Source organism: Streptomyces sp. NPDC093064 (genome assembly GCF_044754605.1).
Taxonomy (GTDB): Bacteria; Actinomycetota; Actinomycetes; order Streptomycetales; family Streptomycetaceae; genus Streptomyces.
In genome coordinates this window covers 43,136-64,025 of sequence record NZ_JBIVPK010000044.1, presented here as the reverse complement: position 1 = coordinate 64,025, position 20,890 = coordinate 43,136, and the positions used below count along the sequence as shown (strand labels likewise).

General features: G+C 73.3%; 21 protein-coding genes, 1 pseudogene and 1 riboswitch. Of the genes and pseudogenes, 11 read left to right on the top strand and 11 right to left on the bottom strand.

The window, feature by feature from the left end; all coding sequences use genetic code 11:
* Window positions 1–148: 148 nt before the first annotated feature.
* From ACIQFZ_RS34115 to ACIQFZ_RS34105, 3 genes and pseudogenes are all read right to left on the bottom strand, one after another.
* The gene (locus ACIQFZ_RS34115) at window positions 149–1,378 is read right to left on the bottom strand and encodes a glycosyltransferase (RefSeq protein WP_365775731.1); all 1,230 of its coding nucleotides are present in this window, start codon (window positions 1,376–1,378) and stop codon (window positions 149–151) included.
* 107 nt (window positions 1,379–1,485) lie between these two features.
* Window positions 1,486–2,334 (bottom strand): bifunctional 5,10-methylenetetrahydrofolate dehydrogenase/5,10-methenyltetrahydrofolate cyclohydrolase, encoded by an 849-nt coding sequence (locus ACIQFZ_RS34110; RefSeq protein ID WP_402693037.1) that lies wholly within the window; start codon window positions 2,332–2,334, stop codon window positions 1,486–1,488.
* Window positions 2,335–2,355: 21 nt separating this feature from the next.
* Window positions 2,356–2,441: riboswitch (ZMP/ZTP riboswitch) on the bottom strand.
* 241 nt (window positions 2,442–2,682) lie between these two features.
* Window positions 2,683–2,826 (bottom strand): annotated as a pseudogene (locus tag ACIQFZ_RS34105) (nuclear transport factor 2 family protein); the annotation flags it as partial.
* A 218-nt stretch (window positions 2,827–3,044) separates the two neighbouring features.
* Here ACIQFZ_RS34105 and ACIQFZ_RS34100 point away from each other — a divergent pair.
* The 7 genes from ACIQFZ_RS34100 to ACIQFZ_RS34070 all read left to right on the top strand — a co-directional run bounded on the left by ACIQFZ_RS34100 (window position 3,045) and on the right by ACIQFZ_RS34070 (window position 8,275).
* Window positions 3,045–3,191, top strand: coding sequence for a hypothetical protein (locus ACIQFZ_RS34100; protein ID WP_365418046.1), 147 nt, complete (start codon window positions 3,045–3,047; stop codon window positions 3,189–3,191).
* Window positions 3,192–3,326: 135 nt separating this feature from the next.
* Window positions 3,327–4,412, top strand: coding sequence for an S-(hydroxymethyl)mycothiol dehydrogenase (locus ACIQFZ_RS34095; protein ID WP_402693036.1), 1,086 nt, complete (start codon window positions 3,327–3,329; stop codon window positions 4,410–4,412).
* On the top strand, window positions 4,412–5,041 hold the full coding sequence (locus ACIQFZ_RS34090) for an MBL fold metallo-hydrolase (RefSeq protein ID WP_365418038.1): 630 nt from the start codon (window positions 4,412–4,414) through the stop codon (window positions 5,039–5,041). The genes ACIQFZ_RS34095 and ACIQFZ_RS34090 overlap by 1 nt, the downstream gene beginning before the upstream one ends.
* Before the next feature lie 172 nt (window positions 5,042–5,213).
* Window positions 5,214–6,128 (top strand): SDR family oxidoreductase, encoded by a 915-nt coding sequence (locus ACIQFZ_RS34085; RefSeq protein ID WP_365424443.1) that lies wholly within the window; start codon window positions 5,214–5,216, stop codon window positions 6,126–6,128.
* A 165-nt stretch (window positions 6,129–6,293) separates the two neighbouring features.
* On the top strand, window positions 6,294–7,100 hold the full coding sequence (locus ACIQFZ_RS34080; protein WP_402693035.1) for an SDR family NAD(P)-dependent oxidoreductase: 807 nt from the start codon (window positions 6,294–6,296) through the stop codon (window positions 7,098–7,100).
* A 137-nt stretch (window positions 7,101–7,237) separates the two neighbouring features.
* On the top strand, window positions 7,238–7,933 hold the full coding sequence (locus ACIQFZ_RS34075; RefSeq protein ID WP_402693034.1) for a L,D-transpeptidase family protein: 696 nt from the start codon (window positions 7,238–7,240) through the stop codon (window positions 7,931–7,933).
* A gap of 156 nt (window positions 7,934–8,089) precedes the next feature.
* The gene (locus ACIQFZ_RS34070) at window positions 8,090–8,275 is read left to right on the top strand and encodes a hypothetical protein (protein WP_365424437.1); all 186 of its coding nucleotides are present in this window, start codon (window positions 8,090–8,092) and stop codon (window positions 8,273–8,275) included.
* A gap of 61 nt (window positions 8,276–8,336) precedes the next feature.
* Here the strand turns inward: ACIQFZ_RS34070 and ACIQFZ_RS34065 are convergent, their stop codons facing one another.
* Both ACIQFZ_RS34065 and ACIQFZ_RS34060 read right to left on the bottom strand, forming a co-directional pair.
* Entirely contained in the window at window positions 8,337–9,716 is a 1,380-nt protein-coding gene (locus tag ACIQFZ_RS34065; RefSeq protein ID WP_402693033.1) for a S1 family peptidase, read from the bottom strand.
* Window positions 9,717–9,846: 130 nt separating this feature from the next.
* Window positions 9,847–10,857 (bottom strand): DUF3800 domain-containing protein, encoded by a 1,011-nt coding sequence (locus ACIQFZ_RS34060; protein ID WP_365424433.1) that lies wholly within the window; start codon window positions 10,855–10,857, stop codon window positions 9,847–9,849.
* Window positions 10,858–10,939: 82 nt separating this feature from the next.
* Between ACIQFZ_RS34060 and ACIQFZ_RS34055 the strand changes: the two genes are divergently transcribed.
* Together ACIQFZ_RS34055 and ACIQFZ_RS34050 are read left to right on the top strand one after the other, a co-directional pair.
* On the top strand, window positions 10,940–11,320 hold the full coding sequence (locus ACIQFZ_RS34055) for a PPOX class F420-dependent oxidoreductase (RefSeq protein WP_402693032.1): 381 nt from the start codon (window positions 10,940–10,942) through the stop codon (window positions 11,318–11,320).
* A gap of 74 nt (window positions 11,321–11,394) precedes the next feature.
* Window positions 11,395–12,654 carry a glycosyltransferase 87 family protein gene (locus ACIQFZ_RS34050; protein WP_402693031.1) on the top strand — a complete coding sequence of 420 codons (1,260 nt, stop codon included), beginning with the start codon at window positions 11,395–11,397 and terminating at the stop codon, window positions 12,652–12,654.
* Between the two features lie 34 nt (window positions 12,655–12,688).
* Here ACIQFZ_RS34050 and ACIQFZ_RS34045 read toward each other — a convergent pair whose 3' ends face one another.
* Window positions 12,689–13,102 carry a Zn-ribbon domain-containing OB-fold protein gene (locus ACIQFZ_RS34045; protein WP_376652873.1) on the bottom strand — a complete coding sequence of 138 codons (414 nt, stop codon included), beginning with the start codon at window positions 13,100–13,102 and terminating at the stop codon, window positions 12,689–12,691.
* Window positions 13,103–13,248: 146 nt separating this feature from the next.
* Complete coding sequence (locus ACIQFZ_RS34040) at window positions 13,249–14,010, bottom strand: TetR family transcriptional regulator (RefSeq protein WP_365424428.1); 762 nt, start codon at window positions 14,008–14,010, stop codon at window positions 13,249–13,251.
* A 161-nt stretch (window positions 14,011–14,171) separates the two neighbouring features.
* Here ACIQFZ_RS34040 and ACIQFZ_RS34035 point away from each other — a divergent pair, with 161 nt between their 5' ends.
* The gene (locus ACIQFZ_RS34035; RefSeq protein WP_365775715.1) at window positions 14,172–15,005 is read left to right on the top strand and encodes a hypothetical protein; all 834 of its coding nucleotides are present in this window, start codon (window positions 14,172–14,174) and stop codon (window positions 15,003–15,005) included.
* Between the two features lie 103 nt (window positions 15,006–15,108).
* Window positions 15,109–15,837, top strand: a complete 729-nt coding sequence (locus tag ACIQFZ_RS34030) for a peptidoglycan-binding domain-containing protein (RefSeq protein WP_365424425.1) — start codon at window positions 15,109–15,111, stop codon at window positions 15,835–15,837.
* 52 nt (window positions 15,838–15,889) lie between these two features.
* Here the strand turns inward: ACIQFZ_RS34030 and ACIQFZ_RS34025 are convergent, their stop codons facing one another.
* From ACIQFZ_RS34025 to ACIQFZ_RS34010, 4 genes are all read right to left on the bottom strand, one after another.
* Window positions 15,890–18,271, bottom strand: a complete 2,382-nt coding sequence (locus ACIQFZ_RS34025) for a SpoIIE family protein phosphatase (RefSeq protein WP_383058708.1) — start codon at window positions 18,269–18,271, stop codon at window positions 15,890–15,892.
* Window positions 18,272–18,414: 143 nt separating this feature from the next.
* Window positions 18,415–18,795: a hypothetical protein gene (locus ACIQFZ_RS34020; RefSeq protein ID WP_172632751.1), complete on the bottom strand. Its 381-nt coding sequence runs from the start codon at window positions 18,793–18,795 to the stop codon at window positions 18,415–18,417.
* Window positions 18,796–19,126: 331 nt separating this feature from the next.
* Complete coding sequence (locus ACIQFZ_RS34015) at window positions 19,127–20,050, bottom strand: MurR/RpiR family transcriptional regulator (RefSeq protein ID WP_365424423.1); 924 nt, start codon at window positions 20,048–20,050, stop codon at window positions 19,127–19,129.
* Between the two features lie 90 nt (window positions 20,051–20,140).
* Window positions 20,141–20,806, bottom strand: coding sequence for a nucleoside/nucleotide kinase family protein (locus ACIQFZ_RS34010; protein WP_383058684.1), 666 nt, complete (start codon window positions 20,804–20,806; stop codon window positions 20,141–20,143).
* Between the last annotated feature and the right edge of the window lie 84 nt (window positions 20,807–20,890).

The window sequence follows — 20,890 nt, the reverse complement described above, 5'->3', positions numbered from 1 at the left end:
GGACCGGCACATGCCCCACCTGCCACCGCGGCATCCCCGCTTCAGCTCCGCCAGAACACCACCCACGCCAGCCAACCTAACGAAGTACTACTAGGTCCTGTCGTCACATTCCCGCCTTCGGGCGACGACGGGAATTTGACGACAGGACCTAGCGGGCGAGTTGTTCGACCGCGTTCAGTACCGGGGCCAGGCCGTTCTCCTCGCGGATCCGGGCGCCCAGGGCCCGTGCCCGTTCACGATGTCCGTGGCCACGGGTGGCGCGGACCAGGGCCGCGGCGAGGTTGTCCGCGGTGAGGCTGCGCAGCGGAACCGAGCAGGGGGCCACGCCGAGGCCGACGAGACGATCGGCCCAGAAACCCTCGTCGAACTGCACGGGCACGGGCACCGCGGGGACGCCGGCCCGCAGCCCGGCCGCGGTCGTGCCCGCACCGGCGTGGTGCACCACGCCCGCCAGCCGCGGGAACAGGGCCGAGTGCGGGACCTCGCCGATGGTCAGCATGTCCTCGCCGGACGCCTCCAGTCCGGCCCAGCCCCGCTGGACCACACCGCGCAGTCCGGCCCGGCGCAGCGCGCGCACGATGGTGTCGCTGAGCCGCCCGGGGTCGGGCACGGTGGCGCTGCCCAGCCCCACGTAGACCGGCGGAGGGCCCGCGTCGAGGAAGTCCCACAGGCCGTCGGGGAGTTGGGTGTAACGGTCGTACGGCCACCAGTACCCGCACACCTGGAGCCCACTGCGCCAGTCGTGGGGCCTGGGCACCACGAGCGGGCTGAAGCCGTGGTACACCGGCCGGCGCTGCCCCCGGCGGATGCGGCGGCCGGTGCCCGCGCGGGCGGGCGGCAGCCCCAGCCGGGTCCGCACGGCGGGTACGGCCGCAGAGAAGACCCGTTCCACGGCCAGGTTCACTCCATGTCCGGCGAGGCGGTTCGCAGCTCCGCCCCAGTGTCCGCCGCCCAGCAGCGGGGGCGCGAACTCCCTTGTGGGGGAGAGGGGTTGGAGATGGGCGCCGATGCTGGGCAGGTTCATCGCCTCGGCGATGGCGTGCCCGACCGGCCCGAGCGAGCCGGCGAGCAGCAGTACGTCGCTCTTCTCGGCCGCCGCGATCAGATCGTCCGTCATCCGGGCGATGGCCGCCCGCACCAGCCCCACGGCCCGCAGCACCTTGCCCGTGCCGGAGGCGCTGCGGTGGAGTCCCCGGCCGCGCGAGGACTCCAACTCGGCCCGCGGGTCCACCGGCAGTGGGTGGAAGCCGAGGCCCGAGCCCGCGACCAGCGGTTCGAAGCATCCGTGCGTGACCAGGGTGACCTCGTGACCCGCGAGAGCCAGGCCGTGCCCCAGGCCGGTGAAGGGGGCGACGTCGCCCCGGGATCCCGCTGTCATGATCGCTACGCGCACGACGGTCAGTATGGCCGCGCGGCCGCCCGCCGCCGGTGAACGACCCGAGGGGTGTCGGTGCCTTCACTCCTGCTCCGGCCCCGGTACGCCGGTCACACCCCGAGCTGCCGGGCGGCGGCCGTCACGGTCTGCTCCAGCAGCGTGGCGATCGTCATCGGGCCCACCCCACCGGGCACCGGAGTGATCAGCGAGGCCCGTTCCACGGCGGAGTCGAAGTCGACGTCGCCGACGTTGCCCGGGTTGTAGCCCGCGTCGATCACCACGGCGCCGGGCTTGAGGTCCTCGCCGCGGATGAGCCGGGGCCGGCCCACCGCGGCGACCACGATGTCCGCCTCGCGCACGGCGACCGGCAGGTCCGCGGTCCGCGAGTGGCAGTACGTCACCGTCGCGTCCCGCGCGAGCAGCAGCATCCCCACGGGCTTGCCGAGGATCGCGCTGCGGCCCACCACGACGGCGCGCCGGCCGCGCAGCTCGACGTCGTACGCGTCCAGCAGCCGCAGGATGCCGCCGGGCGTGCAGGACACGAACCCCGGCAGACCGAAGCTCATCGCCGCGAACGAGGCGCAGGTGACTCCGTCGACGTCCTTCTCGGGCGCGATCGCCTCGAACGCGGCCCGCTCGTCGATGTGCTCGCCGACGGGGTGCTGGAGCAGGATGCCGTGCACGGCGGGATCCTTGGACAGCGACCGCAGCGTGTCGACGAGTTCCTCGGTGGTGGTCGCGGCCGGCAGTGCCACATGGCGGGATTCGATACCGGCCCTGCGGCAGCGGTTCTGCTTCATCCGTACGTAGGTGACGGAGGCGGGGTCCTCACCGACCAGCACCGTCGCCAGACAGGGCGCCGTACCGGTGCGCTCGGTGAGTGCGGCGGCCTTCCGCGCGGTCTCCTCGACGACACGGCGGGCGAGCGCGGTGCCGTCCATCGGACGGGCCTGGGACATGGTCCACTCCTGGGCGTTCGGGGGAATTGCCCAGGCGCGCGGCTCATGACTCTGCGTGGGCCGCTCCCCGGTGGTGCTCCACCTCAGCGCCAGTCACGGCCCCGCCTCACCCTAACCGACACGGCCCGCCGCGGCCGAAGGCCGCGCACCGCCGTACGGCCCGGACGCGGCCTTCGGCCGCGGCAGCGAGCGGACCAGCGCGGCGGATGCCAGGCGAGACACCGCGGATGCCGGCCCCGGCAGGCGCGACCGCGCGGAGCGGGACCGGCCCAGGCCGGCGCGGGCCGGCGCGGGCCGAGAAGGTCCAGGTCAGACGGGAGCTGACCTGGAACCTCGCGGCCCTCCCGCCTATGCGTCCCAAGCCTGGATCAGTGTCTGCTCGGCGATCCTGCCGTCCCGCAGCAAGACCATGGACTCCGCGAAGACCCGGCCGCCGTCCGGGTACTGGCAGGACTCCACGTACGCGGCACGGTCGCCCCGCACGATGCCGCGGCGGAGCGTGTCGGTGTCGAAGGCGGGGCTTGCCGAGGCTGACATGACGACCTCCTCCAAGGGCCGCGGCCCGGCGAGGAGCGGGCCGCGGCAGGCCTCACAGTGCGAGACGCCTCCGCCCCGGCGGGCACGGCAAGCGCGGTCCGGGCGCTGCGCCTGACGGGTGAGCGCGGCTGCGGGCCCGTGTCCGGGCGGGTCCGGACGGAGTTGCCGAGGGCATGATCTGCACTCGACGCATCGTCGCCGCCGTCGGACTTGCCCTCTCGGTCACGGGCCTGACCGCGCTGCCCGCGAGCGCCGCGGGCGCCCCGTCCGTCTGCGGGCTCCAGCCCCTCGGCCTGCCGGTTCCCGCCATCCAGCACTGACCTTTCGCCCCGCGGGCCGGGCGCCCGTGCCTCACCCGCCCGTCCTTGCAGATCAGAGGCCCCCTCGGTGCCCTTACCGATCAGTCGGACGTAGGGTCGGGGGACGTACATCGCTCGACGGAAGGGACCACCACCATGGCGCAGGAAGTGCGCGGCGTGATCGCACCCGGCAAGAACGAACCGGTGCGGGTCGAGACGATCGTCGTGCCGGACCCGGGGCCGGGAGAGGCCGTCGTACGGATCCAGGCCTGCGGCGTCTGCCACACCGACCTGCACTACAAGCAGGGCGGAATCAATGACGAGTTCCCGTTCCTGCTCGGCCACGAGGCCGCCGGCGTCGTGGAGTCGGTCGGCGACGACGTCACCGACGTCGCGCCCGGCGACTTCGTCATCCTCAACTGGCGGGCCGTGTGCGGCAAGTGCCGCGCCTGTCTGCGCGGGCGGCCCTGGTACTGCTTCGACACCCACAACGCGCGGCAGCGGATGACCCTGACCGACGACACCGAACTCTCCCCGGCTCTCGGAATCGGCGCGTTCGCCGAGAAGACCCTGGTGGCGGCCGGTCAGTGCACCAAGGTCGACCCGTCGGTCTCCCCGGCGGTGGCCGGGCTGCTGGGCTGCGGCGTGATGGCCGGCATCGGCGCGGCGATCAACACCGGCAACGTCGGCCGCGGCGACTCGGTCGCCGTCATCGGCTGCGGCGGTGTCGGCGACGCGGCGATCGCCGGGGCGTTCCTGGCGGGCGCGGCGAAGGTCATCGCCGTCGACATCGACGACCGCAAGCTGGAGACCGCCCGCACCATGGGCGCCACGCACACGGTCAACTCCAAGGAGAACGACCCGGTCGAGGCCATCCGCGAGCTGACCGGCGGCTTCGGCGCCGACGTCGTCATCGAGGCGGTCGGCCGTCCCGAGACGTACCGGCAGGCCTTCTACGCCCGTGACCTGGCCGGCACGGTCGTCCTGGTCGGCGTGCCGACCCCGGAGATGAAGCTGGAACTGCCGCTGCTGGACGTCTTCGGACGCGGCGGGGCGCTGAAGTCGAGCTGGTACGGCGACTGCCTGCCCTCCCGGGACTTCCCGATGCTCATCGACCTGCACCTGCAAGGACGCCTGCCGCTGGACAAGTTCGTCACCGAGACCATCCAACTGGACGAGGTGGAGAAGGCGTTCGAGCGGATGCACCACGGCGACGTGCTGCGCTCGGTGGTGGTGCTCTGATGGCCACCCGCATCGAACGCCTCGTCACCTCCGGGCAGTTCACGCTGGACGGCGGCACCTGGGACGTCGACAACAACGTGTGGATCGTCGGCGACGACCATGAGGCCGTCGTCATCGACGCCGCCCATGACGCCGAGGCCATCGCCGCGGCGGTCGGCGACCGCCGGCTGACCGCCATCGTGTGCACCCACGCCCACAACGACCACATCGACGCGGCCCCGGCGCTCGCCGACCTCACCGGCGCGACCATCTGGCTGCACCCCGACGACCTGCCGCTGTGGAAGATGACCCACCCGAACCGGGACCCCGACGAGCACCTGGTCGACGGCCAGGTCATCGAGGCGGCCGGCGCCGATCTGAAGGTCATGCACACGCCCGGCCACGCCCCGGGCGCGATCTGCCTGTACGACCCCGGACTGGGCGTGGTCTTCACCGGCGACACGCTCTTCCAGGGCGGTCCAGGCGCCACCGGTCGTTCCTACTCCCACTTCCCGACGATCATCGACTCGATCCGCGACCGCCTGCTGACGCTGCCGCCCGAGACGAAGGTCCTCACCGGCCACGGCGACCCGACCACCATCGGCGCCGAGGCCCCGCACCTCCAGGAGTGGATCGCCCGCGGGCACTGAGCCAGGAGAACCGAGCCCGGAGCCCGGGTGGCGGGCCGCACGAGACCGAAAAGGCGCTCGTGCGGCCCGCCCGCGTTTTACCGATTCCCGCGCCGAAAGGCGACAGAAGATGTCCGGTTTCCCCGGCACCCTCGATGACGGCATCGACGGAAGACACATCGGGAGGTCGGACATGCCGGGCCCACTGGAAGGCAAGGTCGCGCTGGTCGCGGGGGCGACACGGGGAGCGGGCAGGGGAATCGCGGTGGAGCTCGGCGCGGCCGGCGCCACCGTCTACGTCACCGGACGCACCACCCGCGCCCGCCGCTCGGAGTACGACCGCCCCGAGACCATCGAGGACACCGCCGACCTGGTCACCGAGGCCGGCGGCCACGGCATCGCCGTACCGGTCGACCATCTGGAGTCCGACCAGGTCCGCGCCCTCGTGGATCGCATCGCGCGCGAGCAGGACCGTCTCGACGTCCTCGTCAACGACATCTGGGGCGCGGAGCACCTCTTCGCGTGGGACACCCCGGTGTGGGAGCACGACCTCGGCAACGGACTGCGGTTGCTCCGGCTCGCGGTGGAGACGCACGCGATCACCAGCCACCACGCCCTGCCGCTGCTGCTGCGTCACCCTGGCGGTCTGGTGGTGGAGATGACCGACGGCACCGCCGAGTACAACCGGGACACCTACCGCGTCAACTTCTTCTACGACCTCGCCAAGGCGTCCGTCCTGCGCATGGCCTTCGCACTCGGCCACGAACTCGGCCCGCGCGGCGCCACGGCGGTGGCCCTCACCCCCGGCTGGCTGCGCTCGGAGTTGATGCTCGACCACTTCGGGGTCCGTGAGGACAACTGGCGCGAAGCCCTGGACCGCGTCCCGCACTTCGCCATCTCCGAGACCCCGCGCTATGTGGGCCGCGCCGTCGCCGCCCTGGCCGCGGACCCGGACGTGGCCCGCTGGAACGGCCGTTCCCTCTCCAGCGGCGGCCTCGCCCAGGACTACGGCTTCACCGACCTGGACGGCAGCCGCCCCGACGCCTGGCGCTACCTCGTCGAGGTCCAGGACGCGGGCCTGCCCGCCGACCCGACCGGCTACCGCTGACCGGGCCCCGCCGAACCGCCGCCGATCGCGCCCCGCCGAGCCGCCCCTCGTTCGGGTCCACCGGCCACGACGCCGATGCGCGCCGGGAGTTGTGGGAGTCGCGAGGGCGAGGACATGCCGCGCGCTGACTGCCCGAGACGTCCTTCGGGGAAGTAGGTTCGGCGCATGACGGACAGTGGGCGGTTCGACGGACACGGGGTTCTCATCACCGGCGCGGGCCGGGGCATCGGTGCGGCCACCGCGCGCAGGCTGGCCGAGGAGGGGGCCGGGGTCCTGGTCACCGACCTGGACGGGGACGTGGCGGAGCACACGGCGGCGGCGCTGCGCGAGCGTGGACTCACTGCGCGGGCGCAGGCGTTGGACGTCGCGGACCGGGACGCGGTCCAGGCGGCCGTGGACCTGGCCGTCCAGGCCTTCGGATCCCTCGACGTCCTGGTCAACTGTGCGGCCCACTGCACGCCCGACACCCCGTTGTTCGAGGACGACCCGGAAGCGGTGTGGGCCCGCGACCTCGACATCACCCTGACCGGTGCCTACCGCTGCTGCCGCGCCGCCCTGCCCCACCTGGCGGCGGGCGGCAGGGGAGCGATCGTCAGCATCGGCTCGGTCAACGGCGTCCAGGACTTCGGCAACCACGGCTACAGCGCGGCGAAGGCGGGGCTGGCCTCGCTCACCCGCACCCTCGCCGGGCACGCCGCCTCCCGCGGCGTCCGCGTCAACCTGGTGGTGCCGGGCACGGTCCGCACCTCGGCCTGGGAGGGGCGGGAGGCCGATCTCGACCGGGTCCGCGGTCTGTACCCGCTGGGCCGGGTCGGCGAACCGGAGGACATCGCCGCCGCGGTGGCCTTCCTCGCCTCCCGCGACGCGGCCTGGATCACCGGCACCACCCTGACCGTCGACGGCGGCCTCACGGCGGTCAACACCGCTTTCCGCGCGGCCGTTCAGGAGGAGCGGGAAGAGGGGGACACCTGAGCGGTCCCCGCCTCGGCCGCGTCCGCCGGGAGCGTGTCACCGTTTCGTCTCGGCACGCGCCCCCTTGCAACCGATGTGCCCCGTCACGGGTCTAGGTGTCGGGAAGTGGCGGAACGCACCTAGGGGGCAAGGCCGTTATGAAGGACATCGGCAGGCGGGGAGCGGTCGTACTGGGCGTCACGGGACTGGTGGCGCCGCTCACGCTCGCGCTCGGTACCGCACCGGCACAGGCGGCGAGTTGCACGACGCAGGCGGGGCCGTACCAGAAGCAGGTGGAGAAGTTCCTCGGGCGGCCGGTCGACGGACGGCAGTCGGCCGCCGACTGCAAGGCCATCCGGGCCTTCCAGAACAAGCACGGCATCACGCCGAACATCGGCTACGCGGGTTCCGTCACCTGGGGCGTGATGAACCTCATGAACAAGCAGAAGGCCGTCGGCAAGAAGCCCAACAAGAGCGGCAAGTGCCCGGTGAACAAGGGCCGCATCGCGTGTGTCGACCTCACGCTCCAGCTCAGCTGGATACAGGACGGCAGCCGGCTCGTCTACGGGCCGGTGCCGGTGCGCACGGGACGCAAGGGGTACACGACCCGCACCGGCCTGAAGAAGATCTACTGGCGGGACATCGACCACGTCTCGACCGTCTACAACGTGCCGATGCCCTACAGTCAGTTCTTCGACGGCGGCCAGGCCTTCCACTCCGTCGGCCTGAGCATGTGGAATCCGCCGGGTTCGCACGGCTGCGTCAACATGACGCCGAAGGACGCCAAGAAGTACTGGTCGCTGCTGAAGAAGGGCGACGACGTGTTCGTCTACGGGCGCAAGCCGGGCACCTGACGGCATGTGCACGGGCACGGGCACGGCCGACGTCGCGACCCGTCGGCCGAGGGTGAACTCGCGCCGGTGACCTGCCGAATTGACGTGATGAGCAACACGGTCCGATATGCCCGTATCGCTCGTACTTATTCACAGCGCCTTCACGTCGGGCGGCATATGCTTCACGGCATGTCCACCAGTGTTGAACCCGTCTCCGAGCGATCGGCCGCGGAGGTCAACGAGGAGATCCGGGCACTGTGGCTCAGGTCGGGCGGGATACTGACCACCGAGCAGCGCGAGGAGTACCAGCGCCTGGTGATGGAGTGGGCCACGGCCGCCCCGCCCTCCGACAGGGCGGCCTGAGCCGGCTCCGACCTCTGCCCTCCGCCGCCGGTCCCGCCGTCGCCGCCATCCGTGCAGGCCGTCAGCTCCACGTCGCCGAGTAGTACCTCTGGTAGGCCTTGCGGTCCCGTTCCGCACGGATCCAGCGGGTGGCCACCAGGGCGATCAGACTGCCCCCCATGATCAGAAGACCCGGGCCGACGTTTTCGGGGTCGAAGAGCCGGGAGAGCAGCGCGGTCCCGTCCGGGGTGCCGGTCACCGGCGCCGAGGAGCCGGGGGAGGCCGCGCCGGGGGCGATGGCGCTGTGGGTGGCCGGGGCGGACGGCTCCGCGCTCTGCTCGGTCCTCTGCCGCGCGTCGGTCACGATCAGCCGCACGTCGAGCGCGGACAGTGCCTTGGTGACCGGCTGGAAGAACGTCGTACCGCCCCTTGTGCAGTCGCCGCTGCCGCCCGAGGTCACCCCCAGGGCGATCCCCTCGGAGAACAGCGGACCGCCGCTGTCGCCCGGCTCGGCGCACACCGTGGTCCGGATGAGACCCGTGACGGTTCCCTCGGGGTAGTTCACGGTCGCGTCCAGGCCGGTCACCTCGCCGTCGCGCAGCCCGCTCGTGCTGCCGCTGCGGAACACCCGCTGTCCCACGGCCGGATCGCCCGCCCCCGTGATCCGTACGCCGTTGCCGCCGCCGATCGCCACCACGTCGGCGCCCTGGCCCGCGCTGCCGGAGTCGTATCGCACCAGCGAGAAGTCGCCGCTCGGGAAGGAGCCGGCGACCGTCCTGCCGAGCTGCAGGTCGCCCTGGCCGTCGGCGAACCAGAGGGAACCGGTGGGCCCGCAGTGGCCGGCCGTGAGGATGAAGTCGGTCCGCCCGTCGGTCACGTTGAAACCCGCCGAGCAGCGCCCGCCGGTCGACAGGATGGGCTGCGCCCCGTTGAGTCGGGTGGTGAAGGCGCCCTCGGTGCGCTCCATGCGCACAAAGCCGCCGATCTTGCCGGCGACCTCGGTCATCCGGGCCCAGTCGGCGGCGGAGACCGTGCTGTCGCCCTCGACCGTCACCCGGTTGGAGCGGTAGTCCATCATCCAGGCCGTGCCGGCCACCCGGGGCGCCGCGCGGAGTGTCGCGGTGGCCGCCTTCAGCTCGTTCATGCTGTGCCGCACGACCTTCGCCTCGGCGCCCGCCCGCCGTACCTCAGCGGCCGCCCGCTCGTCGGTCACGGCGACCACCGGGCGCCCGTCGGAACCCATCCAGTTGCCCGCCGTGCGCGAGGTGCCGAGCCGGGCCACGAGGTCGGCGCCGGACGTGCCGGATGTGCCGGCCGGCCCCGCGGATCCGCGCGCGGCGGAGGCGCCGGGAGGCTCGCTCGCCATCGCCGCCTGCGCGACCATCGCTCCTCCCAGGAGGAGTCCCGCGACGGCCGTCAGCCGTGTCACCCGCCGGACGACCCGTCGTCGTGCGTGCCCCATGCATGGCTCCCGAACCCGAACGCGCGGTCTCAACACCGCGGGGCGCTGCGGTCGTTGAGCGCCCTTCCTCCATACGTGGCAGGGCACGGCCGCGTTCAGCGCTCGGATGATCTCCTTCTGGCGCGCCCGCTCAACAGGGGAGCCGCGCCCCCGAGCCGGCCCGCGTCTCCCGGCCGGGGCCGTCCGGGTACGGGCCGAGGCGGGTCCAGCTCGGGGCGTCTCCCCAGACGGAGGCCGCACCGACGTAGGGGCGCAGCAGGGTGGTGAGCACCGGGTCGCCGTAGCCGTTCAACTCGTCGGAGGCGAGCTTGCGGGCGACACCGGCGAGGAAGTCGGCGAGCTGCACCCGCGGATCCAGCCGCGAGTGGACGAGTTCCACGCCGTCCACGGTCACACCCCGCTGCCGGGCCGTCCGCAGGAGCCAGTCGACGCGGTCGGGAGTGAGCATGTTCTGCCGGTCGTGCACGAGCCGCACGGCGGTTCGCGGCGCGCTCCACAGCGCGGCCGTGCGCAGGATCGCGGGCAGCAGCGGGTTGAGCGCGGGGATCAGGGGCGGGCCGGCGGCGACCCGGGCCCGGTAGGCCTCGGCGCGCCCACGGCTGCCGGCCAGCCGCTCCAGAACCGCCGCGGCCGGCTCGGGAACCTCCGTACGCCGCAGTTCCTCGACACCGGTGAGGAAGGCGTCCACCGGGTCCACGGGCTCAGCGTCGCTCCTGGCCCGCAGCAGCCGGTTGGCCGCCCGCAGGAACCGCCGCCATCCGTCCGCGCCGAAGGCCTCCCGCCCCGCGCCGTACAGGGCGTTCGCGCCGGCCGCGTCCCCGAGCAGCAGATCCAGGGCCCGGTCCACCACGAAGAACGCCTTCTCGGTGAGGTCCACCCGGGCGTGCCCGTACAGCGGCCCGGCAGGGGAGAGCACCCACTCCAGCACCGCCCGGTGCTTCTCCCGCAGCAGATGGCCGGCCTTGTACTCCTCCGCGGGCGAGCGGATCCGGTTCCGTATCTCCCGTACGCACCCGGCGGCGGACTCCATCGGCAGCAGCACGCTGGCGTGCGCGAAGACATCGGTGTTGCCGTCGGTGAGGTTCTCACCGTCCGACCCCGACTCGTCGCAGGCGACCTCCCGTACCCCGTCCCGCACCATCCGTCCTGCCCCCGTCCTCGTCGTCCCGGGCCACAGCCCGAGTCTTCCACCGCCTCGTCGCGCCGGGCCTAGACTGCGGCGCATGGACGACACCCTGGTGGAGCGGCTCGGAGCGGGGAAGTACCTGCTCGTCACCAGCTATCGCAGGAACGGCACCCCGGTCGCCACCCCGGTCTGGGTGGTGCGCGACGGCGACGCGCTCGGTGTGTGGACGACCGCCGACTCCTGGAAGGTCAAGCGGATCCGCAACCGCGCCGACGTCCTCGTCGGCCCCTGCGACCTGCGCGGGCATCCGACCGGGGAACAGGTGGAGGCACGGGCGGAGATCTGCGACGCGGACACCACCGCCCGCTACCGGAGCCTGATCGCCCGCAAGTACGGGCTGATCGGTCGCCTCACCCTGCTGGGCAGCAGGCTGCGCCGCGGCCTCGGAGGAACCGTCGGAATCCGCGTGACCCTCTGACCGCGTGGCAGCCGCCGCACGCGGTACCCGCTGGGCTAGTGTGCGGGGCGCTGCGAGACGACGGGGCTGGTGCGGTGCAAGGGATCTGGGCCAGGAGCCGGGGGATCGGACAGTGGCTCACCGGCCATGCCGGCTGGTGCCTGGCCGTCTCCCTGGCGGTGCACGTCGTAGCCGTCGTCACCCATCCCACACACCCGCTGGACCTGCGTGTCTACCGCGAGGCCGCGCCGCACGTGCTCTCCGGCGGCCTGTACGACTACGCGCTGCGCACCACCCCGCCCATCCCGCGGCTGCCGTTCACCTACCCGCCCTTCGCCGCACTGGTGTTCCTGCCGCTGGCGTGGCTTCCCTGGGGGGCGCTGGTCGCGCTCTGGCAGTCGCTGTCCGTGGCGGCCCTGGTCGTCGTCGCTATGTGCGCGGTGCGGCTGCTGGGCCCGCGTCCCGGCGGCAGGGTCCGGCAGCGCGCCCTGCTCTGGGCCGCCGCCGGGCTGTGGCTGGAACCCGTGCGCCACACCCTCGACCAGGGCCAGGTCAATCTGCTGCTGGGCGCCGTGGTCCTGTGGGGCCTGGCCGTGCCGCGTGCGGCGCCGGGCAGGGGAGCGGGGGTGGGCCTGGCGGCGGCGGTGAAGCTGACCCCGGCCGTCGGGGGGCTGTACCTGCTGGCGACCCGGCAGTGGCGGGCCGCCGCGTGGGCGGTCGCGACCGCGGCCTTGGCGACGGCGCTCGCCTGGGGTGTCGCCCCGCGCGAGTCCGCCCGCTACTGGTCCACGCTCGTCACGGACACCGGCCGGGTCGGCCCGGTCTGGTCGGTGCGCAACCAGTCGCTGCGCGGCGCCGTCGCCAGACTGCTCGGTCAGGACATCACCGCCGCCGTGGTCCTCTGGTGCGTGCTCGCTCTGGTGACCGTGGCGCTGGTCTGTGCCCTGCGCTCCGCCGTACGGCGGCACGACCTGCTCGGCGTCCTGGTCGCCGTGGAGCTGTACGGGCTGCTGGTGAGCCCCGTCTCGTGGAGCCACCACTGGATCTGGTGCCTGCCCGCCATGATCTGGCTGGCCCACGGACCCCTCCGCGGCCGCCTGCTCAGCCGCGTCACGCTCGTGTTGTGGGCTGTGGTCACCGTCGCCCGCGTGGTGCCCTTCCTGATCGGCGCCGAGGACCACCTGGTCCACCCCGGTGCCTATCCGGCGCTGCTCGCCTGGCCCGGCTGCGTCTACGCCGGGTGCGCCGTGCTGACGCTCGCCGCCGTGGCGCTCCGAACCGCGGGGCACGACCGGCCGGTCCTCGCGCCCGACAGCGCGCCGGAGCGGGATCGCTCGGACATCGTGGGCGGTTGACGGCCGGTCAACGTCGTGGGCGGTTGACCGCCGGTCAGCTCCAGGCGCCGTACGGCTCGTCGACCAGCTGGAAGACCGGCTCGCCGCGCACCGGGTCCTTGGCCGTGGTCAGCCGGACCCGGTCGCCGCCGTGGATGCCGATGGGCGGCCCCATGACCCGGCCCCGTACGACGAAGCCCTCGCTCATCTCGACCAGCGACACATTGCGCGCGGCGGGGGAGTTGCGGTTCACCACCGTGGAGTGGCGGACCGTGCCCGTACCCGCGCTGCGCTCGGTGCGCAGGTCGCTGCCCCGGCACACCGGGCACAGCAGCCGGTGGTACACGGCCGTCCCGCACCAGGTGCAGCGCTGGAAGTACAGGGCCCGCGAGTCGCGGGCCGCGGGCTCGAGAAGGCCGGTCGTGGCGCCGACTGCCGGAAGAACGGTGTTTCCTGAGTGGTAGTACACGCTGGTCAACTCCCTGCGCTCGACCGGAATCCCTCGTGCGCGGCGCACCCGGGCACGCATGTGCACGGTGGTCGCGCCACCGTGCACGACCACAGCGTATGGCACTGGGTGTCACCCGTAAAGGCACTGCGTACCCTCAATTGCCCTCAGTTCGGGGGCTGCCGGCCCTCCGCGAGCGCCGTCTCGACCTCCCGCACCACCCGCCACAGGGGCGCTCCGCGCCGCGCGACCACGACGACCACGTCCTCCTGGGCCGCCCCGGGCCGCCGTTCGGCGCGGGGGGCGGCCGGGTCGCAGAAGGCGGCCTGCACATGGTTCAGCGCGTGGTCCACCGCCGCACCCGCGTCGCCCTGTCCGTCCGAACGCAGCCATGAGCGCAGGGCGTTGTTGTGTGCCGCCACCACCGCCGCCGCGATCACGTCCGCCCGCAGCGTCCCGTCGCGCCGCTGCGCGAACCGGGTCCGCAGATACCCGGCGAGCGCGCGCTCGTAGCGCCACACCACCGACAACTCGTACGCCCGCAGCCCCGGTACGCGCTTGGTGATCCGGTAGCGCTGGACGGAGAACGCCGGGTCCTCGGTGTACATCCGCAGGACCAGGCGGGCCGCGTCGCAGACCCGCCGCACGGGTTCGTCCTCGTCGCCGCCGGCGGCGAGGAAGGCCGTCATATCGGCCAGGTACCGCTCGTGGTCGGGGAAGACCACGTCCTCCTTGGAGGGGAAATAGCGGAAGAACGACCGCCGTCCGACCCCGGCGAGCGCCACGATGTCGTCGACGGTGGTCTGTTCGTAGCCGCGCTCCAGGAACAGCCGGAACGCCGCCGCCACGAGGGCCTCCCGCATGGGCGTCCGCCCGGCCGCCGTCCGCGCCTTCTCACCGCGCCGGGACGCGGCGCTGCTGGAGCTCATGGACGGGAACGTAGCATCTGGACGGGCGTAGATGGCACTCAGTGCAGCCTGATGGGGGAACGAGTGCAAGGGGGAGCATCGGGCGGTTTGCGCAGTAACCTTTCCCCACCTTCTCCCGCTCCCCGTCCGCCCCAGCGGACACCACGTTCCAGGAGACGCCCATGCCGCCCGTTCGTTCCCGTCTGCTCTACGTCACCGACCTGGCGTACCCGGCCCGCGGGCGCCGCTACTGCGACGAGGACATCCGGCTCACCTCGCGCCTGCGCGAGGACTTCGACCTGGCCCTGTGCAACCCCCGGGACGCCGCCGCGCTGATGGACGCCTTCGACGCCGTCGTCGTCCGCAACAGCGGACCCGTCCTGGAGTACCAGGCGGCCTACGACGACTTCCGGACCCGGGTCCTGGACCGGAAGACACCGGTCTACAACCCGCTCACCGGGCGCGCGGACATGGCCGGCAAGCAGTACCTCCTCGATCTCAGCGCCGCCGGCCGCCCGGTCATCCCCACCGTCGACCGCCCCGAGGACCTGCACCGGCTGCCCGCGGCCGACCGCTACGTGGTCAAGCCCAAGCTGGGCGCCGACTCCATAGGCCTGCGCATCGTGCCCGCCGGGGAACTGCCCGGCCTGGCCGACGGCACCCTCCTCGTCCAGCCGCACATCGACTTCGCCTACGAGGTCTCGTTCTACTTTGTCGACCACGACTTCCAGTACGCCCTCCACGCCCCGGACCCGGAACGGCGCTGGGAGCTGCGCCCCTACGAACCCTCCCGCGAGGACCTGGAGTTCGCCCGGAGCTTCGTCGAATGGAACACCCTCGCCCACGGCATCCAGCGGGTCGACGCCTGCCGCGCCCCGAGCGGCGAACTGCTGCTGGTCGAACTGGAGGACCTCAACCCGTACTTGTCCCTGGACGCCGTCGACGACACACGCCGGGACGCCTTCGTCGCCGCGATGAAGTCCTCCCTGCACCGCTTTCTCGCCGCCACCGGGTGAGCGGCCACCGCCCGCAGCACCGCGGGCGGCGCTGAACCGGCCGGGCGGCGGCCGCGTATCACTCCTCGGGATGGGCCCGGACGCAGAGCGTGAGGAGTGCAGTGTGTCGACACCGCCCGGACACCAACAGCCGCACGGCGGGGCGCCCCTGGAGCCGGTACGCGTCATCCGGCCCAGACGGACCGACGCCCTCGCCGAGCTCATGCGGGAGTTCAGGGAGTACCAGCGGGACACCGGTGGCGGCGAGGATCCGCCGGGGCCGCCCGCCGGATCCGCGGAGGACGCGGCGACCGAGGAACTCCCGGCCGCACCGGCCGAGAGTTCCACACCCCGGGGCCCCGTACCTCGGGGCCCCGCACCCAGCCGGGCGCCGGTCCGGGGCCCGGACGCGGCGGGGCGCTCACTGCACGGGGCCGCCGTCGCGGTCGCCGTGGCCGCGGCCGCGCTGCTGGGTTTCGGCTGCGCCCTCCTGCTGCCCGCCCGGGGCGAGGCCGCCGGCGCGGCGGCGGCCCCACCGCGGCCGTCCGCGAGTGCCGCCACCACGACCATCCAGGCCGCGACCCCCATCGCCACCCCGTCGACCGATCCGGACGGCCTCGGCACCCTGCGCGAGGGCGACAGCGGCCCGGGCGTCACCGAACTGCAAGAACGCCTCCTGCGTGTCCCGGACGTCTACCGCGACGGCTCCACCGGCGGCCGCTACGACGGCGAACTGAGGGCGGCCGTCGCCCGCTTCCAGCTCTGGTACGGCATCAGCGGCGACGCGACCGGCGTCTACGGCGACGACACCCGCCGCGCCCTGGAGTCCCGTACCACGGTCGACGGCGGTTGAACCGGTCGGACGGTGCGGGGAGGGGTGCGGTGACGGCCGCGGCGAGCGGGACCTACAAAGGCTGTGCGGGCACCCGGAGGTCCAGGACGCAGACGTCGTCGCGGCGTTCGCTCTCCAGCATCGAGGCCAGCAGCGGCCCCAGCGCGCCGGCCGGCTCGCCGGGGCCGGTCGCGGCCGCCGCGGCAAGCCGCTCCAGGCCCTCCTGGATGGCCTCCCCGGGCCGCTCGACCAGGCCGTCGGTGTACAGCAGCAGCCGGTCTCCCGGCTCCAGTCGGCACTCCGCCTCCTCGAACACCGGGGTTCCGGTCGCCCCGAGCAGGACACCGCGCGGACGGTCGAGGTAGCGGGGCTCGCCCCGGCGCAGCAGCAGCGGCGGCAGGTGTCCCGCCTGGACCCACAGCAGACGGCGCTCGGCCGGCTTGTAGCGGGCCAGCACCATGGTGGCCGTACGACTGGTGTCCCGGGAGTGGAGCAGCAGGGTGTTCAGCCCGAGGAGCGCGTCCGCCAGCGCCGAACCGGTGAAGATCATGCCCTTGGCCGTGAACCGGAGCTGGGCCATGGTGGCCACCGCGTCGATGCCGTGCCCGGCGACGTCGCCGATCACGAACAGCGCGTCGCCGCCCGGCAGTTCGATCGCGCTGAACCAGTCACCGCCGACGTGGATCCCGGACTGCGCGGGCAGGTAGACCACGTCGACCCGCAGCCCGGCCAGCCGCACGGGCCGCCGCGGCAGCGGCAGCAGCGCGTGCTGGAGGCGGCCCGCCAGAGTCCGCTCGGCCTGGAGGATCCCGTGCTGCGCCAGGATCGCCCGCTCGCTCTCGACGAGGGCGAGTTCGGCGCTGCGCTGCGCGGTGAGGTCCTGCACGAAGCCGTGCACCTGGACCGGTGTGCCCTCGGCGTCCGGGACGGCCTCCGCGACGAGCCGCAGATGCCGAACCCCGGCCGCCGTCATGATCCGGAACGGCACGTCGAACGGCTTGCCCCCGGTGAGCAGTTCGCGCACCACCCGGGCCAGCCCGGGCGCGTCCTCGGGAAGGGCGAGCTCCGGCAGCTCGGCCAGGCGGACCGGTCCGTCTCCGGGGTCGCGGCCGCACAACTCGTAGACCTGGTACGACCAGAACGCCTCCTGGGTGACCAGGTTCCAGGTGGCCCAGCCGAGGTGGCCCAACCGCTGGATGTCCGCCAGGCGCTGCTCCTGCCGGTCGGAGGACTCGTGCCGCAGCCAGGTGACCACCAGGCCGTCGTCCAGACGGGCGGCCCGCACCGAGTACGTGGACAACTCCTGGCCGCCCGCCACCAGTTCCTGCCGCGCGAACGGCTCGCCCTCGTAGGGCTCCCCGTCGGCCAGCGTGTCCAGCCAGCCCTGCCACAGCGGCTCCCGGGCGACGGCCGGCCAGCACTCGAGGAGCCGCCGGCCGACCAGTTCGCGTCCGCCGCGGCCGACCGTGTCGACGGTCTGCGCCGTCGCGGCGTCTATGCGGTAGTCCTCGACCTCGCCCGACGGTGACCGCAGCGGGGTGAGCAGCAGTGTGATGCCGGGCAGCGCGTCGAACAGGGCGCGGACCACAGCCTCGGCACCGTCCGTGGCGCCCGCCACCGCGGGCTCCGGCCGGGCGGCGAAGGCGCGCAGCCGACCCGCGCACAGCCGGGTCACCCCGCGCAACAGCTCCCGGACGTCCGGGAGGAACGGGCCGGGGCGGTCGCGCAGCACACCGATGACGGCGTCCGCCGCGTCCCCGTTGAGCACGGGCAGCCAGGCCCGGGTGAGCCACGGGCCGGCCGGGCCCCTGATCGGCAGGTACCGCTTGCTGTCCTCGGCGAGGTCCTCCAGCCACAGTTCCTCGCGGGTGTCGAGGGCGTGACGCGCGGCCACCCCGCTGACCGGGGGCACGTGCCGCCACAGGTCGGCGAACACGTCGTCGATGCCGGCGTGCCCGATCAACTCCAGCCCTCCGGCGGGCAGTCGCCGGTAGATCATCACCGCGGCGGCCCCCACGGGCACGGCGAGGTGGTCCAGCAGGCACCGGGCGAGGTCCAGCGGGGTGCCGACCCGGACCAGGGCCCGGCCGAGCACGGCGAGCACGTCCGAGCCGCCGCTCCCGTCGGGGACGTCCGTCCCGGTCCCGGCGGGAGCGGGCCGTGTGGATGAGGGTGCGGGGCCCGCGGGTGCGGGGGATGGGGTGGCCGGCTCGGCGCCGGCGTCGTCCGGCCGGGACCGAAGGGCGCCGAGCGTGATCCAGCACTCCTCCATGAGCGTGCGGTTCGCGGCCTTGGACCGCGCCAGCAGCTCCTCGTACGCGGCCTCCGCGGCGCAGCCGGTCAGCGCCATCAGCGCTCCCTTGGCCCGCTCCAGTACGGCCGAGATCGCCGCCTGGTCCTGGAGCCGGTCGAGCTCGGCCCGCTGCCTTGCCACCACCTTGGCCAGCGCCGCCATGTCGGGGACGGTGCCGGACTCCGCGGGAACGGCGGGCTCGCTGGTCACGCGTCGAGCATCGCACAAACCGGCCGGTCCGATCACCGGATTGCCGGCCCGGATTCACGCGCGATCCGGCGCTGGGCGAGCGCGGCCGGGATGTCTCACCGGTGTCCGGCGCGCTCCACGAGTGCCTCCGTCACCGCGCGGACGCTGCGGGCGATGTGCTGGAGTTGCAGCAGTTCGGCGGCGTACAGCTTGATCGTGTGCTCGATGACCGACTCGGGCATGCCCAACCGGGGCAGTTCGGTGCGCGCGGTCTGGAGGGCGGTGCGGGCCACCCGGATCTCCTGCTCGACCTGTATCCGTGCATGGCGGGCGAGCAGTACGGGGTGGCGGATCAGGGCCGGGTAGCTGCCGTAGCGCGCCGGGACCAGTTCGCGCAGCCACTTGGCCGCGGAGCGTTCCCAGTCGTAGCTGCCGGGGGTCTTGACCTGGCGGGGCCAGTCCGGGCTGAGGCGCGTGGTCGTCGGGGGCATGGTCATCGCTTCCGGGTGTGCGGCGTCGTGGAGGGGTGGTACGACGAGGTGAGCGGCCCCGGCCTAGGGGATGACCGGGACCGCTGCGGGCGTTCGCGCAGGCGATGCCCGACCCGGCACCCCGTGTGCCGGCGCCGGTGGGAGACGGCGGCTCGGGGTGCCCGTGCAGGGTGTGGCACGTACCGGGGTTGGTCCGGGGCGTGATCCGTGAGCAGTATTTATATATGCCGTTCGGTTGGCAAGGAGTAAGTAAACATTCACGCCCGCTTGCATTGCCCGCCCGCAGACGGCGATCTTCCAATGTCGCGCCGACCGTGGCGGACCGGTGGTGAGCCGGTCAGTCCCGAAGGAAGAAGTGGTGCTGGTCGGCGATCTGCTCGTACTCCTCCAGCCGGGCGTGGGTCCGTTCCGGGTCGGCGTCGGTCATGGCCTGGAGCAGGGCCGCGCACATCACGCCGGGCGCGGCGTAGGAGTCGAAGACCAGGCGGGACCCGGTCCCGGTGGCGAAGGTGACGTCGGCCTCGTCGGCCACCGGTCCGAGCGCCAGGTCGGTGATCACGGCCACCTTGAGCCCGGCGTCGCGGGCGACCCGGACGGCGGCCAGGGTCTCGTGGGCGTGCCGGGGCATGGAGAAGGCCAGCACCCAGGTGCCGCCGGCCTCCCGGGCCTGCAACAGCGCGTCGTAGGCGACGCTGCCGCCGCGGGTCACCAGCCGCACGTCCGGATGGATGCGCCGCGCCGCGTAGGCGAAGTACTCGGCGAGCGATCCCGAGATGCGCAGGCCGAGCACGGTCAGCGGGGTCGAGCGCGACAACGCGCGGCCGGTGTCGATCACAAGGCCGGGGTCGGCGAAGTCCCGGCGCAGGTTCTCCAGGTTCCCGATCTCCGCGTCGACGGCCGCCTGGAGTTCGTTGCTCCGGTCCTGCACGGAGGTGCCCGGTCCGCCCGCCAGCGTCCGCAGCGCGATGGACTGGAGCCTCTCGCGCAGCGCCGGGTAGCCGCTGAAACCGACCGCCGCGGCGAACCGCGTCACCGACGGCTGGCTGACGCCGACCCGGTCGGCGAGCTCCGTGATCGACATGAACGCCGCCTCGGTGATGTTCTCGATCAGGTACTGGGCGATGCGGCGCTGCCCGGGAGACAGATGGGGCCCGTCGAAGATCGTTCTGAGCTGGGACGTAGGGGCGGCCTCCGCCCGCGCAACCGTCTTTCCCGAGGTGATCGCGGACGCCTGTGCCCGCGCCTGCTGCGGCGATGGCACCGAGGCGCCTCCTTTGTCTCCCACAGAGGCCCAACATAGTCCAACGCGGCAGGGGCGCCCGTCGCGCCGGACGACCGGGACCGGGCGGGCTCAGGCCGCGCGTGTGCAGGGCGGCAGGGCCGACCGCGGCACGATCAGGTCCGCGCGGGACCGGGTCGCCGCGACCAGGTCCGCGTTGCGCTGGTCGGTGCCCACGACCCAGGCCACCGCCTCCTGGTGCGACTTGCCGAACTCCTCGTGGCGGGCGACCAGGCGGCGTACACGCTCCGGCTCGTCGAGTTCGCAGAACCACACCTCGTCCAGCCGGGGCCGCACCCGCGCCCAGAGTCCGGTGTCCAGCAGCAGGTAGTTGCCCTCCGTCACCACCAGCCGGGCCGACGGCGGTACCGGGACGGTGCCGGCCACGGGCTGCTCCAGGACGCGGTCGAAGCCGGGCGCGTACACCGTCTCGTCCGGCTCCTCGCGCAGCCGGCGCAGCAGCGCCGCGTACCCCGCCGCGTCGAAGGTGTCCGGCGCGCCCTTGCGGTCCCGGCGGCCCAGCCGGTCGAGTTCGACGTCGGCGAGGTGGAAGCCGTCCATCGGGACGTGCGCCACCCACGGCTCCCCGTCCCCGTCCGCGTTCAGCGCCCGCACCAGGTGCTCGGCCAGCGTCGACTTGCCCGCGCCGGGACTGCCCGCGACCCCGAGGATCGCCCGGTGCCCGGCACGGGGGAGGGCTCGGGCACGGGCGAGGAGGTCGTCGAAGGTCGGCGGCACACGGCACAGTGTGTCACCCGGTCGGCGGGGACGGATCCCGGCGCCGCGGGGCGGACGCGTCCGCGCAACCGGCGTACGCCCGCC

Coding starts and splice junctions, on each gene's coding strand:
- ACIQFZ_RS34115 (WP_365775731.1), bottom strand. CDS start 1,378: ATGACAGCGGGATCCCGGGGCGACGTCGCCCCCTTCACCGGCCTGGGG.
- ACIQFZ_RS34110 (WP_402693037.1), bottom strand. CDS start 2,334: ATGTCCCAGGCCCGTCCGATGGACGGCACCGCGCTCGCCCGCCGTGTC.
- ACIQFZ_RS34100 (WP_365418046.1), top strand. CDS start 3,045: ATGATCTGCACTCGACGCATCGTCGCCGCCGTCGGACTTGCCCTCTCG.
- ACIQFZ_RS34095 (WP_402693036.1), top strand. CDS start 3,327: ATGGCGCAGGAAGTGCGCGGCGTGATCGCACCCGGCAAGAACGAACCG.
- ACIQFZ_RS34090 (WP_365418038.1), top strand. CDS start 4,412: ATGGCCACCCGCATCGAACGCCTCGTCACCTCCGGGCAGTTCACGCTG.
- ACIQFZ_RS34085 (WP_365424443.1), top strand. CDS start 5,214: ATGCCGGGCCCACTGGAAGGCAAGGTCGCGCTGGTCGCGGGGGCGACA.
- ACIQFZ_RS34080 (WP_402693035.1), top strand. CDS start 6,294: ATGACGGACAGTGGGCGGTTCGACGGACACGGGGTTCTCATCACCGGC.
- ACIQFZ_RS34075 (WP_402693034.1), top strand. CDS start 7,238: ATGAAGGACATCGGCAGGCGGGGAGCGGTCGTACTGGGCGTCACGGGA.
- ACIQFZ_RS34070 (WP_365424437.1), top strand. CDS start 8,090: ATGCTTCACGGCATGTCCACCAGTGTTGAACCCGTCTCCGAGCGATCG.
- ACIQFZ_RS34065 (WP_402693033.1), bottom strand. CDS start 9,716: ATGGGGCACGCACGACGACGGGTCGTCCGGCGGGTGACACGGCTGACG.
- ACIQFZ_RS34060 (WP_365424433.1), bottom strand. CDS start 10,857: ATGGTGCGGGACGGGGTACGGGAGGTCGCCTGCGACGAGTCGGGGTCG.
- ACIQFZ_RS34055 (WP_402693032.1), top strand. CDS start 10,940: ATGGACGACACCCTGGTGGAGCGGCTCGGAGCGGGGAAGTACCTGCTC.
- ACIQFZ_RS34040 (WP_365424428.1), bottom strand. CDS start 14,010: ATGAGCTCCAGCAGCGCCGCGTCCCGGCGCGGTGAGAAGGCGCGGACG.
- ACIQFZ_RS34035 (WP_365775715.1), top strand. CDS start 14,172: ATGCCGCCCGTTCGTTCCCGTCTGCTCTACGTCACCGACCTGGCGTAC.
- ACIQFZ_RS34025 (WP_383058708.1), bottom strand. CDS start 18,271: ATGGCGGCGCTGGCCAAGGTGGTGGCAAGGCAGCGGGCCGAGCTCGAC.
- ACIQFZ_RS34020 (WP_172632751.1), bottom strand. CDS start 18,795: ATGACCATGCCCCCGACGACCACGCGCCTCAGCCCGGACTGGCCCCGC.